Annotated in this window: 12 protein-coding genes and 4 tRNA genes; 10 read left to right on the plus strand and 6 right to left on the minus strand. The window is 69.1% G+C overall.

Annotated features, from left to right (window positions below):
* Positions 1–185: 185 nt before the first annotated feature.
* The 3 genes from ACI2L1_RS34200 to ACI2L1_RS34210 form a co-directional block, all read right to left on the minus strand.
* On the minus strand, positions 186–2,306 hold the full coding sequence (locus tag ACI2L1_RS34200) for a DEAD/DEAH box helicase (RefSeq protein WP_404743308.1): 2,121 nt from the start codon (positions 2,304–2,306) through the stop codon (positions 186–188).
* 263 nt (positions 2,307–2,569) lie between these two features.
* Complete coding sequence (locus ACI2L1_RS34205) at positions 2,570–3,085, minus strand: hypothetical protein (protein WP_404743309.1); 516 nt, start codon at positions 3,083–3,085, stop codon at positions 2,570–2,572.
* A gap of 90 nt (positions 3,086–3,175) precedes the next feature.
* Entirely contained in the window at positions 3,176–3,526 is a 351-nt protein-coding gene (locus ACI2L1_RS34210; protein WP_404743310.1) for a metallopeptidase family protein, read from the minus strand.
* Between the two features lie 85 nt (positions 3,527–3,611).
* Between ACI2L1_RS34210 and ACI2L1_RS34215 the strand changes: the two genes are divergently transcribed.
* The 8 genes from ACI2L1_RS34215 to ACI2L1_RS34250 all read left to right on the plus strand — a co-directional run bounded on the left by ACI2L1_RS34215 (position 3,612) and on the right by ACI2L1_RS34250 (position 10,897).
* Complete coding sequence (locus tag ACI2L1_RS34215; RefSeq protein WP_404743311.1) at positions 3,612–5,198, plus strand: metallophosphoesterase; 1,587 nt, start codon at positions 3,612–3,614, stop codon at positions 5,196–5,198.
* Between the two features lie 80 nt (positions 5,199–5,278).
* A tRNA-Glu gene (locus ACI2L1_RS34220) sits at positions 5,279–5,351 on the plus strand.
* A gap of 38 nt (positions 5,352–5,389) precedes the next feature.
* Positions 5,390–5,464: transfer RNA gene (locus tag ACI2L1_RS34225), tRNA-Asp, on the plus strand.
* Positions 5,465–5,488: 24 nt separating this feature from the next.
* Positions 5,489–5,562: transfer RNA gene (locus ACI2L1_RS34230), tRNA-Phe, on the plus strand.
* 64 nt (positions 5,563–5,626) lie between these two features.
* Positions 5,627–5,911 carry a hypothetical protein gene (locus ACI2L1_RS34235; protein WP_404743312.1) on the plus strand — a complete coding sequence of 95 codons (285 nt, stop codon included), beginning with the start codon at positions 5,627–5,629 and terminating at the stop codon, positions 5,909–5,911.
* A 70-nt stretch (positions 5,912–5,981) separates the two neighbouring features.
* Positions 5,982–9,956 carry an ATP-dependent RNA helicase HrpA gene (hrpA, locus tag ACI2L1_RS34240; RefSeq protein WP_404743313.1) on the plus strand — a complete coding sequence of 1,325 codons (3,975 nt, stop codon included), beginning with the start codon at positions 5,982–5,984 and terminating at the stop codon, positions 9,954–9,956.
* A gap of 94 nt (positions 9,957–10,050) precedes the next feature.
* Positions 10,051–10,125: transfer RNA gene (locus ACI2L1_RS34245), tRNA-Asp, on the plus strand.
* A gap of 580 nt (positions 10,126–10,705) precedes the next feature.
* The gene (locus ACI2L1_RS34250; RefSeq protein WP_404743314.1) at positions 10,706–10,897 is read left to right on the plus strand and encodes a DUF6274 family protein; all 192 of its coding nucleotides are present in this window, start codon (positions 10,706–10,708) and stop codon (positions 10,895–10,897) included.
* Positions 10,898–11,299: 402 nt separating this feature from the next.
* Here the strand turns inward: ACI2L1_RS34250 and bldC are convergent, their stop codons facing one another.
* Positions 11,300–11,506, minus strand: a complete 207-nt coding sequence (gene bldC, locus ACI2L1_RS34255) for a developmental transcriptional regulator BldC (RefSeq protein ID WP_003949541.1) — start codon at positions 11,504–11,506, stop codon at positions 11,300–11,302.
* 544 nt (positions 11,507–12,050) lie between these two features.
* On the minus strand, positions 12,051–12,893 hold the full coding sequence (locus ACI2L1_RS34260; protein WP_404743315.1) for a hypothetical protein: 843 nt from the start codon (positions 12,891–12,893) through the stop codon (positions 12,051–12,053).
* Between the two features lie 223 nt (positions 12,894–13,116).
* On the opposite strand from ACI2L1_RS34260, the gene ACI2L1_RS34265 reads away from it, so the two are divergent.
* Together ACI2L1_RS34265 and ACI2L1_RS34270 are read left to right on the plus strand one after the other, a co-directional pair.
* Positions 13,117–14,214 (plus strand): Leu/Phe/Val dehydrogenase, encoded by a 1,098-nt coding sequence (locus ACI2L1_RS34265; RefSeq protein WP_404743316.1) that lies wholly within the window; start codon positions 13,117–13,119, stop codon positions 14,212–14,214.
* A gap of 306 nt (positions 14,215–14,520) precedes the next feature.
* Positions 14,521–14,772, plus strand: a complete 252-nt coding sequence (locus ACI2L1_RS34270) for a DUF3073 domain-containing protein (protein ID WP_311720463.1) — start codon at positions 14,521–14,523, stop codon at positions 14,770–14,772.
* Positions 14,773–14,847: 75 nt separating this feature from the next.
* On the opposite strand, the gene purM is transcribed toward ACI2L1_RS34270, so the two are convergent.
* Positions 14,848–15,927: a phosphoribosylformylglycinamidine cyclo-ligase gene (gene purM, locus ACI2L1_RS34275; protein ID WP_404743317.1), complete on the minus strand. Its 1,080-nt coding sequence runs from the start codon at positions 15,925–15,927 to the stop codon at positions 14,848–14,850.
* Positions 15,928–15,953: the final 26 nt, after the last annotated feature.

A 15,953-nucleotide genomic window follows, 5' to 3' on the forward strand; every position in this document is an offset into this window, starting at 1 on the left:
CCACCGCCGTGCGGTGTCCCAGGCCCCCCGGCCATCACATCCGTCTCACAAGTCCGCTGATCTTACCGTCTCTTGACCTTTCCCGGAGAGCGTTTTCTGACTCGGTACACGACAAACGCCGTGGCCCCCCGTCAGGTACGACGGGGGGCCACGGCGTTCACTGCTCAGAGGCGTCAGCGCAGGCGTCAGCCGTTGCGCTTCCAGCGCGGCTTGTCCTCGCGGCGGCCGAAGGAGCCGGTACCGGTGCCCGTGCCACGGTGGTCGTCACGACGGCCCTGCGGGCGGTCGTGGCCGCCGGAGCGGAAGCCACCGGTGGGGCGGTCGCCCTGGCGGTCGCGGTTGAAGGGACGGTCGCTGCCCCGGTGGGTGGACGGACGCTCGTCGCGACGGTCGCGGTTGAAGCCACCGGTGGGACGGTCGTCCCGGCGGAAGCCGCCCGAGGGGCGCTCGTCACGACGGTCACGGTTGAAGCCACCGGTGGGACGGTCATCGCGACGGTCACGGTTGAAGCCGCCCGTGGGACGGTCGTCGCGGCGGAAGCCGCCCGAAGGACGCTCGTCACGACGGTCACGGCTGAAGCCACCGGTGGGACGGTCGTCCCGGCGGTCGCGGTTGAAACCACCGCGGTCGTCACGACGCTCGAAGGAACGGCCACCACGGTCGTCACGACGCTCGTCACGACGGAACCCGCCACGCTCACCGTCCCGGCGGTCGCGGTTGAAGCCGCCACGGTCGTCACGACGCTCGAAGGAACGGCCACCACGGTCGTCACGACGCTCGTAGTTGCCCCGCTCATCACGGCGCTGACGCGGCTGCTCGTACGCGGGACGCTCGGCGACCACGGCCTCGGCCGGAGCCTCCGCGGCCTCGGCCACCGCGGCCTGCGCCTCGGCGACCGCAGTCTCGGGGTCCTCACCACGCTCACGGGCGACCCGGGCCACCAGACGGTCGGCCTCCTCGCGCAGCTCGGTCGCGCGACGCTGCGCCCGCTCCAGCTGCTTGGCGAGCTCGGAGACCTCACGCTCGGCCTGCTGAGCCGCGTTGGCCGCCGACTCGGACTGGACCTCGGTCATCGAACGGGCGCCGGTGATCTCGGCGACCTCGGGCTCGAAGGCCGTACCGGAGTTGATGATGTGACGCGAGGCGTCGACGCCCGCGTCCTCCATCAGCCGGAAGATCTGCCGACGCTGGTGCGGCAGGGACAGGGACACGACCGTGCCGGAGCGGCCCGCGCGAGCGGTACGGCCGGAGCGGTGCAGGTAGTCCTTGTGGTCACCGGCCGGGTCCACGTTCAGGACGAGGTCGATGCCGTCGACGTGGATACCGCGGGCGGCGACGTCGGTGGCGACGAGCGCGTTGACGTAGCCGTCCTTGAAGTCGGCCAGCGTCCGGGTGCGGGCGCCCTGCGTCATGCCGCCGTGCAGCGCGTCGGCCTTCACCCCGGAGTCGCGCAGCTGCTCGGCGATACGGTCCGCGCCCAGCTGGGTGCGGACGAAGATGATGGTGCGGCCCTTGCGGGAGGCGATCGCGGCGGTGACCGGCGCCTTGTCCTTGGGCTTCACGATCAGGATGTGGTGGGACATGGTCGTGACGTTGCCCTGGGCGCTGTCGACCTCGTGCGTGACCGGCTCGCTCAGGTAGCGCTTGACCAGCGTGGAGATCTCGTTCTCCATCGTGGCCGAGAACAGCATCCGCTGGCCGCCGGCCGGGACCTGGTCCAGCAGCTCGGTGACCTCGGGCAGGAAGCCCAGGTCGGACATCTGGTCGGCCTCGTCGATGACGGCGACCTCGATGTCCTGGAGGGAGCAGGCGCCGCGGTTGATGAGGTCGCGCAGTCGGCCCGGAGTGGCGACGAGCACGTCGACACCGCGCTCCAGGGCGTAGATCTGGTTGCCCATGGACGTACCGCCGCAGACGACCTTCATCTTCAGGCCGAGGACGTCGCCGTAGGGCTGGAGGGCGTCCGCGACCTGCATGGCGAGCTCACGGGTCGGGGTGAGGATCACCGCGCGCGGCCGGTGCTTCTCGGTGCGGCCGCCGGACAGGCGGGCCAGGGTCGGCAGACCGAAGGAGAGGGTCTTGCCGGAGCCGGTGCGGCCACGGCCGAGGATGTCCTTGCCGACCAGGGCGTCCGGGATGGTCGCGGCCTGGATCGGGAAGGGGGTGGTCACGCCGTTCTGCGCGAGCTTGCGCACGACGCCCTCGGGGAGACCGAGGTCGGCGAAGGTGACCGTGGGGGTCTCCTCGACGATCTCGTTCTCGCCGTTCTCGGGCATGACGGCGTGATCAGAACTGGAAATGGACATGCGTATGCGAAACCTTCCGGAGTCTCGTCGGCACGCGCCCGTCAACTCCGTGATTCGCAATACGACCGCCTCTATGCGGTCAGCCACGGCAAGGGAGAGAACGCGCCACACGGCGCTCTTCTGCTTTGGCGCCGGGCAAATGATCAAACGATCTATAACCATACGCACCCCTCACCCCCGAAGGCAAACCGATCCCTGCGTATGTATCCGAGGTCACTCGGGCCCTTTCGCCATCACGCCATCCCGCCGCCATCCCGCCGCCGTCACACCGGCGCCCCGGCAGTAGGCGCCGGCTCCCGCTGGCTCAACTGCGGCCCCGTCTCCGGCTGAGCCGACGACGACGGCTCGGCGGGCGGCGGCGACGGCGTGGGCGAAGCGGGCGGCTCGCTCGGCGCGGGCGGCTCCGGGTCGGGCGTACGCGTGGGCACGGGATCGGTCGTCGTCGCCGAGGGCACCGGCCTGGCCGGCTTCCCCGGCCTCGCCCCCGCCGAGGCCGACACACTCGCCAAAGCGGAAGCCGACGGCGACGACGACTCCTCCCCGTGCTTCCCCTTGCCGTGCTTTCCGTGCTTGCCGTCCGAGGCCGCCCCGCCGGACCCCGCGGAACCGCCCGAGCCCGCCGACCCGCCGTCCGGTTCGGCCCCACCCCGCTCACCGGCGGAGTGCGACGGCTTCGCACCGCCACCTCCGCCGTCCCCGCCCACACTCATGCAGCCCGCGGCGACGGCGACGGCCATGACCGTGGCGGCCAGACGGACGGGTACGTACAAGCGGCGCACGAGCAGCCACCTCCGAGGGCGGTCGTCAAAGAGTCAACCTGCCCAACTCCCGCCGCCCACAAGAGGACACGCGCCCCGTTCGAAACGCACTCACCCGTATCCGAGCGCATGCAACCGCGCGTCGTCGATCCCGAAGTGATGGGCGATCTCATGAACCACGGTCACCTCGGTCTCCGCGACCACGTCCTCCCGGGAATCGCACATCCGCAGCGTCGGCCCCCGGTAGATCGTGATCCGGTCCGGCAGCACCCCGGCGTACCACTCACCCCGGTCGGTCAGCGGAGTGCCCTCGTACAGGCCGAGCAGCTCGGGATCGTCCGCCGGCGGCTCGTCCTCGACGAACACCGCGACGTTGTCCATCAGCCGCGTCAACTCGGGCGGAATCCGGTCCAGCGCCTCGGCGACCAGTTCCTCGAACACCTCGCGCGTCATCTCCAGCACAAGCCCATTCTCCGGTACGACCCCGTCGTACGAGAGTCATGAGCCCGCCCGCATATCCGCGCGCGCACTTGGGCATACGGGACCAATGGCCCGCGTCCCCGCCGCAGCCCGGAAGATCCTGACCGCCGCACAGAAGCTCCCGCATGCCCTCACCCGGCATTACGCCCGGCGCCGATCCCACCCGTCCGTCGAGCTCGTCCAGCCGCCGCACCCCTGGGTCCGCGCCCTCGGTCTGGTCGCCGTCGTGCTCCTCGGCGCGTGGCTCGGTCTGCTGATCGTCGGCAACGTACGGGTTCCGGTCGGCCCCATGAACACGACGATGACCCTGCGCCCGTCCCTGTCCGGCGGCACGAAGATCAACGTCTCTCCGCTCGGCGCACTCCAGCTGGACAGCCACCAGGCCCCCGTCCGCCTGGACGTCAACGTCGACCAGCTCGACCCGGAGCGCTCCCAGGCCCTGGTCGACCACCCCGAGCGGCTCTCCGGCCTCCAGGACGAGGTCGCGGCGGACGTCGAGCACGGCACCCTGGACCTCGCCGTCCGCTCCTGCGTCGCCGTCGTCGCCGGAGCCACCGCGCTCGGCCTCGCGGTCTACCGCCGCCCCCGCCGGGCCCTGGCGGCCGGCGGACTCGCCCTGACCCTCCTGGCCGCCTCGGGCGGCACGGCGTACGCCACCTGGAACCCGGAATCCGTCCTGGAACCGAAGTTCTCGGGGCTGCTCTCCTCCGCCCCCTCACTGGTCGGCAACGCCCGCAGCATCGTCACCGAGTTCGACGTCTACCAGAAGGAGTTGGCCCGCCTGGTGACGAACGTGACCAAGCTCTACGACGTCACGTCCACGCTTCCCGCCTACCAGCCGGACCCCACCACCATCCGGGTCCTGCACGTCTCCGACATCCATCTCAACCCGGCGAGCTGGAAGATCATCGCTTCGCTGGTGGAGCAGTACAAGGTCAACGTGATCGTCGACTCCGGCGACACCATGGACCACGGCACAGCCGCGGAGAACGGCTTCCTGGACCCGATCCCGGACCTCGGCGCCCCCTATGTCTGGGTGCGCGGCAACCACGACTCCCTCACCACCCAGCGCTACATGGAGGGCCTCAAGCGGGTCCACGTCCTGGACAACGGCAAGGCCGAGACGATCGCCGGACTGCGCTTCGCCGGCATGGGCGACCCCCAGTTCACCCCGGACCGCTCCACGAACCCGGGCGCCGACAAGTCCCAGGAGGCGGCGGGCGACCGCCTGGCCGCGGCCCTGCGTGAGCAGCGGACCGCCGGTACCCCGGTCGACATCGCGATCGCACACGAACCCTCGGCGGCCCGCGAGGTCGACGGCGAGGTCCCGATGATCCTGTCCGGGCACCTCCACCACCAGGAGATGGAGGTCATGAAGAAGGGCACCCGGCTGCGCATCGAGGGCTCGACGGGCGGCAGCGGGCTACGGGCCGTCGAGGGCAAGTACCCCGACCCCATCGAGGCCTCGATCCTCTACCTGGACCGTGACACCCGCCGTCTCCAGGCCTGGGACGAGATCAAACTCGGCGGTCTGGGCCTTACGACGGCGGAGGTCAGCCGCCACCTCCCGGAGGACAACCAGCCGGGGGCGACCCCGTCCCCGGCCCCCTCCCCGGCTCCGTCCTCCACCCCGTCCCCCTCGGGCTCCCCCTAAACGGTTTTGGCGATACCTCCCGGCATCCCATATGCTTCTCACGTCCCCGACGCGCTGAGAAGCGCCCAGGCGGGCCGATAGCCCTCATCGTCTAGCGGCCTAGGACGCCGCCCTTTCAAGGCGGTAGCACGGGTTCGAATCCCGTTGGGGGCACGTAACACCGTGTGCGACACTGTTCGTGCACAACGCTTGGTCCTGTGGAGCAGTTTGGAGTGCTCGCCACCCTGTCAAGGTGGAGGCCGCGGGTTCAAATCCCGTCAGGACCGCTGAGGTTTCCTCGGAAACCTCGCGGCTGGGTAGCTCAGTTGGTACGAGCGACCGCCTGAAAAGCGGTAGGTCGCCGGTTCGACCCCGGCCCCAGCCACAGCACAGACCCCGATCTGCGGATCGGGGTCTTGTTGTATGTGTCGTGATCGAGGGCGGGGACGATGAAGCAGGACGACGCGCTGGAGCTGGCCCGGGCACGGTACGGGCTCTTCGCGGTGCTGGCCAGCAATCTGGCGATCGCCGGGGTGGCGGTCGTCGGGGTCTGGCGGCTCGACGGCGACAAGGCGGTGATCGTCGGTGTCCTCACCGCCGCCTTCACCGCGGTCAGCGGCATGACCACCGCCTATCTGGGCATCAAGGCCGTCTCCAACACCGCGCGGTCCATCGCCCTCGGCGAGGCCCGTGACCGCACGCCTGCCTCTCCTCCGGTCCAGCGGACCCCTTGATTCCGCGGTCCACCGCCGACGGCAAAACCGTTCGCCACGAATTTCCCGGGGATGAGATCCTGGGTCGCGTATGTCTACGCACCCTGCCCCCGCCCCCGGCACCCCCGCCCCTGGCACCCCCGCCTTCGGGGATCTCGCCGCCCGCCTGACCGAGCTGTCCCTGCGTGACGCGCACCGGCTCGGGCGCAGGCTCGAAGGCGCGCGCAAGATCCGCAAGCCGGAGGCGCGCGCCGCCGTGCTGGCCGAGATCGAGGCGGAGATCGGCAAGGGCGAGGAGCGGATGGGTCCGCGACGCGCGCGCGTGCCCTCCGTGTCGTATCCCGAGCAGCTCCCGGTCAGCCAGAAGAAGGACGAGATCGCGGCCGCCATCCGCGATCACCAGGTCGTGATCGTGGCCGGTGAGACCGGGTCCGGCAAGACCACCCAGATCCCGAAGATCTGTCTGGAGCTCGGCCGGGGCGCGCGCGGCATGATCGGGCACACCCAGCCCCGTCGCATCGCCGCCCGTACCGTCGCCGAGCGGGTCGCCGAGGAGCTGGACACCCCGCTCGGCGAGGCCGTCGGCTGGAAGGTGCGGTTCACCGACCAGGTGAACCAGGACGCGACCTTCGTGAAGCTGATGACGGACGGCATCCTGCTCGCCGAGATCCAGACCGACCGCGAGCTGCGCGCCTACGACACGATCATCATCGACGAGGCCCACGAGCGGTCCCTCAACATCGACTTCCTGCTGGGGTATCTGGCGCAGCTGCTGCCCAAACGGCCGGACCTGAAGGTGATCATCACCTCCGCGACCATCGATCCGGAGCGATTCTCCCGGCACTTCGGGGACGCCCCGATCGTGGAGGTCAGCGGTCGTACGTATCCGGTGGAGGTGCGCTACCGCCCGCTGCTGGAAGAGGACTCGGACGACTCCGACCGCGACCAGATCACCGCGATCTGCGACGCCGTCGAGGAGCTCCAGGGCGAGGGCAAGGGCGACATCCTCGTCTTCCTCTCCGGTGAGCGGGAGATCCGGGACACCGCGGACGCGCTCATGAAAAAGGCGTATCGCTTCACGGAGGTCCTCCCCCTCTACGCCCGGCTCTCGCACGCCGAGCAGCACCGCGTCTTCCAGCAGCACACCGGGCGCAGGATCGTTCTGGCGACCAACGTCGCCGAGACCTCCCTGACCGTCCCGGGCATCAAGTACGTCATCGATCCCGGCTTCGCCCGGATCTCCCGCTACAGCCACCGCACCAAGGTCCAGCGGCTGCCCATCGAGCCGGTCTCGCAGGCCAGCGCCAACCAGCGCAAGGGCCGCTGCGGCCGTACGTCGGACGGCGTCTGCATCCGGCTGTACAGCGAGGAGGACTTCGAGGCCCGCCCCGAGTTCACGGACGCGGAGATCCTGCGCACCAACCTCGCCTCCGTCATCCTGCAGATGACCGCGGCCGGCCTCGGTGACATCGAGAAGTTCCCGTTCATCGACCCGCCGGACCACCGCAACATCCGCGACGGCGTCCAACTCCTCCAGGAACTGGGCGCGTTGGACCCGGCCGAGAAGGACGTACGCAAGCGGCTGACGCAGACGGGCCGCAAGCTCGCCCAGCTGCCGGTGGACCCTCGTCTCGCCCGCATGGTCCTGGAGGCCGACAAGAACGGCTGTGTCCGCGAGGTCATGGTCATAGCCGCCGCGCTGTCCATCCAGGACCCGCGCGAGCGCCCTGCCGACAAACAGACCCAGGCCGACCAGCAGCACGCCCGCTTCAAGGACGAGACCAGCGACTTCCTCGCCTACCTCAACCTGTGGCGCTATGTCCGCGAGCAGCAGAAGGAGCGCGGCTCGTCGTCTTTCCGCCGGATGTGCAAGCAGGAGTATCTGAACTTCCTGCGCATCCGCGAATGGCAGGACATCTACTCGCAGTTGAGGACCGTCGCCAAGCAGATGGACATCCATCTGAACGAGGAGGACGCGGCCGACCAGAGCGTCCATGTCTCCCTCCTCGCCGGTCTGCTCTCGCACATCGGCATGAAGGACGTGAAGGACGGCAACAAGAACGAGTATCTGGGCGCCCGCAGCGCCAAGTTCGCGATCTTCCCGGGCTCGGCCCTGTTCAAGAAGCAGCCGCGTTTCGTCATGTCGGCGGAGCTGGTGGAGACTTCACGCCTCTGGGCCCGCGTCAACGCCAGGATCGAGCCCGAGTGGGTCGAGCCGCTCGCGGAACACCTGCTGAAGCGGACGTACTCCGAACCGCACTGGGAGAAGGACCAGGCCGCGGTGATGGCGTACGAGAAGGTCACGCTGTACGGCGTGCCGATCGTGGCGCAGCGGAAGATCAACTACGGCCGTGTCGACGCGGAAGCCTCCAGGGAGCTCTTCATCCGCAACGCCCTCGTCGAGGGCGACTGGCGCACCCACCACAAGTTCTTCGCCGACAACCGCAGACTCCTCAGCGAGGTCGAGGAGTTGGAGCACCGGGCGCGGCGCCGGGACATCGTGGTCGACGACGACACACTCTTCGACTTCTACGACCAGCGGGTGCCCGAACACGTCGTGTCCGGGGCGCACTTCGACTCCTGGTGGAAGCGGAAGCGGCACGAGCAGCCGGAGTTCCTGGACTTCGAGCGCGCGATGCTCATCCGGGAGTCGGCGGAGGCGGTCACCAAGGCCGACTACCCCGACTCGTGGCGGCAGGGGCCTTTGAAGTTCCGGGTGACGTACCAGTTCGAGCCGGGCGCGGACGCGGACGGTGTGACGGTCCACATCCCGCTCCAGGTCCTCAACCAGGTGACGGACGAGGGCTTCGACTGGCAGATCCCGGGGTTGAGGGAGGAGTTGGTGACGGAACTGATCCGTTCCCTCCCCAAGCCGATCCGCCGCAACTACGTGCCGGCACCGAACTTCGCACAGCGCTTCCTCGATACGGCCGTCCCGCTGCAGGAGCCTTTGACGGTCACGATGGCCCGCGAGCTGAAGCGTATGGTCGGCGTGCCCTTCGAGGAGGACGACTTCGACTGGGCGCGGGTCCCGGACCATCTGCGGATCACCTTCCGGATCGTCGACGAGCGGCGGCGGAAGCTGGCCGAGGACAAGGACCTGGAGGCGTTGCGGCTGCGGCTGCGGCCGAAGGCACGCCAGGCGCTCTCCCAGGCCGCGGCGGCGACCGCCTCCCGCGAGGGCGGCGAGTCCCTGGAGCGCAAGGGGCTCACGGACTGGACGATCGGCTCTCTCACCCGGGTCTTCGAGACGCGTCGGGCCGGGCAGCCGGTGAAGGCGTACCCGGCGCTGGTGGACGACGGCGACACGGTCTCGGTCCGCCTCTTCGACACGGAGGCCGAGCAGGCCGAGGCGATGTGGAAGGGCACACGGCGGCTGATCGTGCGCAACATCCCGGTCAGCCCGGCGAAGTTCGCGTCCGAGAAGCTGACGAACCCCCAGAAGCTCGCGCTGTCGGCGAATCCGCACGGCTCGATCCAGGCCCTGTTCGACGACTGCGCGACGGCGGCGGCGGACAGGCTGATCGGGGACTTCGGGGGGCCCGCGTGGGACGAGGAGTCGTACCGCAAGCTCTACGACAAGGTGCGGGCGGACATCGTCGACACGACGGTCCGTACGGTCGGGCAGGTGCAGCAGGTGCTGGCCGCCTGGCAGGCCTGTGAGCGTCGCCTGAAGGCCGTACGGAGCCCGGCGCTGCTGCCGAATCTCGCGGACGTGCGCAAGCAGCTGGACGCCCTCGTGAAGCCGGGCTTCGTGACGGAGACGGGCCTGCGCCGCCTCCCCGACCTGATGCGCTACTTGGTGGCCGCCGACCGGCGTCTCCAGCAGATGCCGACGAACGTCCAACGGGACACGACCCGTATGGAGAAGGTCCACGAGATGCAGGACGAGTACGCCTGGCTCCTGGAACAGCTCCCTCAGGGCCGGCCCGTTCCGCAGCAGGTCCTGGACGTCCGGTGGATGATCGAGGAACTGCGGGTCAGCTATTTCGCCCATGCGCTGGGCACGGCGTATCCCGTCTCCGACAAGCGGATCGTGAAGACGATCGACACGCTGGCGCCGTGACGCCCCCTTCACCCACAGTGAGTTCGACCAGGACCCGCCCGCTCCTGTACAGTCCTTCTCGCAGCGCAACGCAGCAATAAGCGCCGCGAAACCTGGTCCTGTGGAGCAGTTTGGAGTGCTCGCCACCCTGTCAAGGTGGAGGCCGCGGGTTCAAATCCCGTCAGGACCGCAGTGGAAAGTTGGGCCCGCATCCGGCAACGGAAGCGGGCCTTCTTCATGCGCCAACGCCCACCGCTCACCACCCTGCCAAGGTGGAAGCCGCGCCCGCGGCGCAGCCGCAATCAGACACAGCAAAGCCCGTCAGGACCGCAGAGGAAGCCCGGCCCGCATCCCGACAACGGGGCGCGGGCCTTCTTCATGCGCCAACGCCCACCGCTCACCACCCTGCCAAGGTGGAAGCCGCGCCCGCGGCGCAGCCGCAATCAGACACAGCACATCCCGTCAGGACCGCAGAGGAAACCCGGCCCGCATCCCGACAACGGAAGCGGGCCTTCTTCGTGTTGTGCGGTCGGGGCCATGGTGCGCGGTCGGGTGGCTGCTCAGCGCCGGGTCAGGCAGTCTCAGCCCGTCCGGCGTTTGAGGACGAGGCCCCTTCAGGGCCCGAAGCGGGGGGCCGGGGCGGCAGCCCCCGGAGGGTCTCGTCGGCACCGGCGGAAGGCTTGGCCGCGCCCACGCCATCTTGACGGCACCCGCAGACCCCGGTACCCAGAAACCAGGCCCCCGTTCCCAGCTGAGCCCGGAGGTGGCGTATGGCGGCATCGGTCAGGCACGAGACGCGGGCCCTGCTCCGCGCGCATCTGTCGGCCGCGTCGTCGTATCGGCATCTGACGCGTCACTGCCCGATCTGCCACCGCCTGTTGCGGCTGGCGATGGACTCCGCCCCACCGGCCGTCGCGGTGCCGGACAAGGCGGTGGAGGACGAGAGCCCCTCCCCGGCGTGACTCCCTCTAGCGCACCGGGCCCAGCGGCAACAAGGACTCTGGCATGTGACGGGAGTCACCGCATGAGTTTCTGAAACCGTGGAACTTACCCCTCACCTACAACAGGTCAATTTAATATGTGCAATTGCACCACTGATCGCACCTTCGGCAGGGGCACCCTCGCAGGAGATCCGGAACCCCTCCCCAGACTCCGACAAGCCCGCTCACAGCTGGGCCGGAGCCCCCACAACCCACCACGGTCCGCGCACAAAAAAGATCGCGCTGGACCCGGCGGAGTCCAGCGCGATCGACGACGAGCTTGAGAATGGGCCCTGTTGGGGCAGGACCCGCGTCGCTTGTAGCCAGGGTTCGGACGCCTCGACCAGTTGGGGGACCAGTCGATTTGCCCGGTTATTCAGTTGTTCAGGCCTCGCTGCGCTGCTGCGGGATGCCCGCGAGCAGAGCGCGGACCTCGGCCTCGCGGTAACGGCGGTGCCCGCCGAGCGTGCGAATGGACGTAAGCTTGCCGGCCTTCGCCCACCGCGTGACCGTCTTCGGGTCCACGCGGAACATCGTGGCGACCTCAGCCGGGGTCAGCAGCGGCTCGGCATCAGGGGTGCGAGCGGTCATGAGCGGCCTCCTCGGGAGAACCGAACCTTCTCGGTTCTTTCCTCTAAATTCTGCACCTTGACCCGCGTTGCCCGAAATGGCGGATGCGGGTCGAGTCGGTTATAGGACGAACGGCTTGTCCTCGGCACTACAACTACACCATCTGTCCAGCCGCGTCGGCCAAACCGATGGAATTGCCCCCCAGGTGTTCATCGGCGACGGAAGCCGATGGACCATGCCATAGCGGACAGTCACGCCACTGTGACGATCAGTCACAGAGCGATCAGGAGTCACCAGACCCCCCAAAGCGGAACCTCCCCCGGGCCCCTTGTCCTATTTTGGCATGAGGAGGGGGAAGAGATGCAAGAGCCGGGTACGTGCGGTCCGTCACGCTTGACACCCCGTGAGGCGTACGCCCGGATCGGGATCTACGTCCCTTGTTGGCGGAACATCAGGGACTTGAGCGAAACCTGGTGACACCTAGACCGAGGACGAAACCCCAAAACGTGCGTCAGGTCAAACGCCAGTTCGTGACATGGCACACATGGGGCCCATTCAGTTGCCTTCAGTTCGCCGAACGCCGGTCCCTGACGCCCCGCCAGCGCTCCACGAGCCGCCCGTAGGCCTCCCCCGCCGCGGCCCCGTCGCCGTGCCTGAGCGCCTCGATGCCCTCGGCCACATCCGCCGCCGAGTGGTCGTCCTCCAGCTCGCCCGGCGGCAGCACATGGACGAGTCCGCCGTAGTCGAGCTCGACCAGCGAGCGCGGGTGGAACTCCTCCAGCCAGCGCCCGACGTCGATCAGGCCGTCGATGAGCGGCCCCTCGTCGACGGCGTCCTTGAGAGCCCTCAGGCCCCGCGCCACACGCCGCCGGGCCTGCACCATGGGCGTGCGGTAGCGCAGCATCGGCGGGATCTCGCCGGAGCCCTTGTCGAAGCGCCGCTCCTCGTCGGAGACGAGTACGAACCAGTTCAGCGGCACCTGCCAGGTCGCGGTGCGGATCCAGGGCCGGGCGTCCGGGTTGCGGGCCAGCCAGCGCTCGTAGTCCTGGGCCGTCTGGTGCCGTACGACCTCAGGCAGCACCGCGTCCAGGACCGGCCCCGGCAGCTCCTCCCCGAGCTCCTCCAGGGCCAGCCAGCCGCGCAGCCGGGTGCGCCACGGGCACACGCACACCACGCCGTCCACGTCGAGCACGAAGGCGTCACTGCTCTCGTGCACCGGCACCGGGACCGGTGGGGTGGGCAGCAAGTCGGCCAGGGAGCGACGCAGTTCGTCCTGGTACGACGGGCGGTCGGGGCGGCGGGCGTAGCGCGCCCAGTGCGTGCGCTCGGGCTCCGGGAAGGCGGCCAGCGGTTCGTACACGCGCAGATAGGTCGCGTACGGGACGATCACCGAGGACACCTTGGGCACGCCTGCTCTCTCCCCCGCCGCCTGCCGGGAAAACCTGCGAAACCCGCACACAAACGTGCGGGAAAACTATGCAAATCGTCGCACGCCCGAACCCCGCCGGAGAGTGATCCTGAGCACTGCACGGTCAGGGGGCGCCACAAGCCCTAATCTCGTGCTCACAGGCCCCGCCACCTGTACGGGCCGCCTGTGCCCCACCGCCGCAACTTACCCAGGAGTCACCACAGTGACCGACGTAACCGGCGCCGCTGCCGATGTGCTGCACACCCTGTTCCACTCGGACCAGGGCGGCCATGAGCAGGTCGTGCTCTGCCAGGACCGCAGGAGCGGCCTCAAGGCCGTCATCGCCCTCCACTCCACCGCGCTGGGCCCCGCACTCGGCGGGACGCGCTTCTACCCGTACGCGAGCGAGCAGGAGGCCGTCTCCGACGCGCTGAACCTCGCGCGCGGGATGTCGTACAAGAACGCCATGGCCGGGCTCGACCACGGCGGCGGCAAGGCCGTGATCATCGGCGACCCGGAACGCGACAAGAGCGAGGAACTGCTTCTCGCGTACGGCCGCTTCGTGGCCTCCCTCGGCGGTCGTTACGTCACCGCCTGCGACGTCGGTACGTACGTCGCCGACATGGACGTCGTCGCCCGTGAGTGCCGCTGGACGACCGGCCGCTCCCCCGAGAACGGCGGCGCCGGCGACTCCTCCGTCCTCACCGCCTTCGGCGTCTACCAGGGCATGCGGGCCAGCGCCGCGCACCTGTGGGGCGACCCGTCGCTGCGCGGCCGTACGGTCGGCATCGCGGGCGTCGGCAAGGTGGGACACCACCTGGTGGAGCATCTGCTGGCCGAGGGCGCCCAGGTGGTCATCACCGACGTCCGGCAGGAAGCCGTTCGGCGCATCGCCGACAGGCACCAGGCCGTGGGTGTGGTCACCGACACCGAGGCACTGATCCGGGTCGAAGGCCTCGACATCTACGCCCCCTGCGCCCTCGGCGGGGCCCTGAACGACGACTCCGTGCCCGCCCTGACCGCCCGCATCGTCTGCGGGGCGGCCAACAACCAGCTCGAACACGCCGGCGTCGAGAAGGACCTCGCCGACCGCGGGATCCTCTACGCGCCGGACTACGTGGTGAACGCCGGCGGGGTTATCCAGGTCGCCGACGAGCTCCACGGGTTCGACTTCGAGCGGTGCAGGGCGAAGGCGGCGAAGATCTACGACACCACGCTCGCCATATTCGCACGTGCGAAGGAAGACGGGATTCCGCCGGCCGCCGCAGCCGACCGGATCGCCGAGCAACGGATGCATGAGGCGGCCGTGACGCGGCCGTGAAACGGTCGTGAAGCGGACCCGCCGACGTTTGACCGGTACCCGTCGGCGCAGACTTAGAGAGAACTCTCACGTTCGTCGGCGGGTCGGCCGCTCAGAAGTGGTTAAAATCGCGGTTGACCAGCGGGGACGGGGCTCCCCGAGGGTTCTGGGTCCGGGCACGTCCTGCGGGCGACGTACCGTATGGGCGTGGGCTCAGGTACCGTGGAAGCCCTACGGACCGGTCTCTCCGAGGAGAGTCCGTTCCAGATCATGAACGCGTGTCAAGACTCTGGGGCCGCCGGGCCCCGTATTCGAGGGGGTCGAGCCATGGGGCGCGGCCGGGCAAAGGCCAAGCAGACGAAGGTCGCCCGCCAGCTGAAGTACAGCAGCGGCGGGACTGACCTGTCGCGTCTGGCCAATGAGCTGGGCGCTTCGACTTCGAACCAGCCGCCGAATGGCGAGCCGTTCGAGGACGACGACGAGGAAGACGACCCGTACGCCCAGTACGCGGATCTCTACAACGACGACGAGGACGAGGACGATGAGTCCGGTCCTGCGTCTCAACGCCGCGGAGCTTGACGATCTAGCTGTGCGTAACCCGGTCCGGAGTGGTCCACACCACCGGACCGGGTTTTGCGCTGCCCGTCAGTCCCTCTAGGCGTAGTCACCGACGAGCTCGGCACCCGTGGCGTGGTCGCCGCGGTCCGTGATCTCGCCCGCGACCCACGCCTCGACACCGCGGTCGGCCAGGGCGGCCAGGGCCACGTCAGCCGAGTCCTGCGGGACGATGGCGATCATGCCGACGCCCATGTTGAGAGTCTTCTCCAGCTCCAGGCGCTCGACCTGACCCGTCCTGCCGACGAGGTCGAAGATCGGGTCCGGGGTCCAGGTCGTGCGGTCGACGATCGCGTGCAGTTCGTCGGGGATCACGCGGGCCAGGTTGGCGGCGAGGCCGCCACCGGTGACGTGCGAGAAGGCGTGCACCTCGGCGGTGCGGATCAGGGCCAGGCAGTCCAGCGAGTAGATCTTGGTGGGCTCCAGGAGCTCCTCGCCGAGAGTGCGGCCCAGTTCGTCGATCCGGGTCTCCAGGGCGAGGCCCGCCTGGTCCAGGAGCACGTGCCGGACGAGCGAGTACCCGTTCGAGTGAAGACCCGAGGCGGCCATGGCGATGACGGCGTCACCCTTACGGATGCGATCCGCGCCGAGCAGCCGGTCGGCCTCCACGACACCCGTACCGGCGCCGGCGACGTCGAAGTCGTCCGGGCCCAGCAGACCGGGGTGTTCGGCCGTCTCGCCGCCCACCAGGGCGCAGCCGGCGAGCACACAGCCCTCGGCGATGCCCTTGACGATCGCGGCGACCCGCTCCGGGTGGACCTTGCCGACGCAGATGTAGTCGGTCATGAACAGCGGCTCGGCGCCGCACACCACGATGTCGTCCATGACCATCGCGACCAGGTCGTGGCCGATGGTGTCGTAGACGCCCAGCCGGCGCGCGATGTCGACCTTGGTGCCGACGCCGTCCGTGGCGGAGGCGAGCAGGGGCCGCTCGTAGCGCTTGAGGGCGGAGGCGTCGAAGAGGCCGGCGAAACCGCCGAGGCCGCCGAGGACCTCGGGGCGCTGGGTCTTCTTCACCCACTCCTTCATGAGTTCTACGGCGCGGTCGCCCGCCTCGATGTCGACACCTGCTGTTTTGTAAGAAGCAGCTGCGTAGCTGGCACCGGTTGTCTCAGACATGGCTTGTGAGAACTTTCGTGTCGTAC

This window comes from Streptomyces sp. NPDC019531, from assembly GCF_044903305.1.
In the GTDB taxonomy this organism is placed as follows: Bacteria; Actinomycetota; Actinomycetes; order Streptomycetales; family Streptomycetaceae; genus Streptomyces.

Coding starts and splice junctions, on each gene's coding strand:
- ACI2L1_RS34200 (WP_404743308.1), bottom strand. CDS start 2,306: ATGTCCATTTCCAGTTCTGATCACGCCGTCATGCCCGAGAACGGCGAG.
- ACI2L1_RS34215 (WP_404743311.1), top strand. CDS start 3,612: ATGGCCCGCGTCCCCGCCGCAGCCCGGAAGATCCTGACCGCCGCACAG.
- ACI2L1_RS34235 (WP_404743312.1), top strand. CDS start 5,627: ATGAAGCAGGACGACGCGCTGGAGCTGGCCCGGGCACGGTACGGGCTC.
- hrpA (WP_404743313.1), top strand. CDS start 5,982: ATGTCTACGCACCCTGCCCCCGCCCCCGGCACCCCCGCCCCTGGCACC.
- ACI2L1_RS34250 (WP_404743314.1), top strand. CDS start 10,706: ATGGCGGCATCGGTCAGGCACGAGACGCGGGCCCTGCTCCGCGCGCAT.
- bldC (WP_003949541.1), bottom strand. CDS start 11,506: ATGACCGCTCGCACCCCTGATGCCGAGCCGCTGCTGACCCCGGCTGAG.
- ACI2L1_RS34270 (WP_311720463.1), top strand. CDS start 14,521: ATGGGGCGCGGCCGGGCAAAGGCCAAGCAGACGAAGGTCGCCCGCCAG.
- purM (WP_404743317.1), bottom strand. CDS start 15,927: ATGTCTGAGACAACCGGTGCCAGCTACGCAGCTGCTTCTTACAAAACA.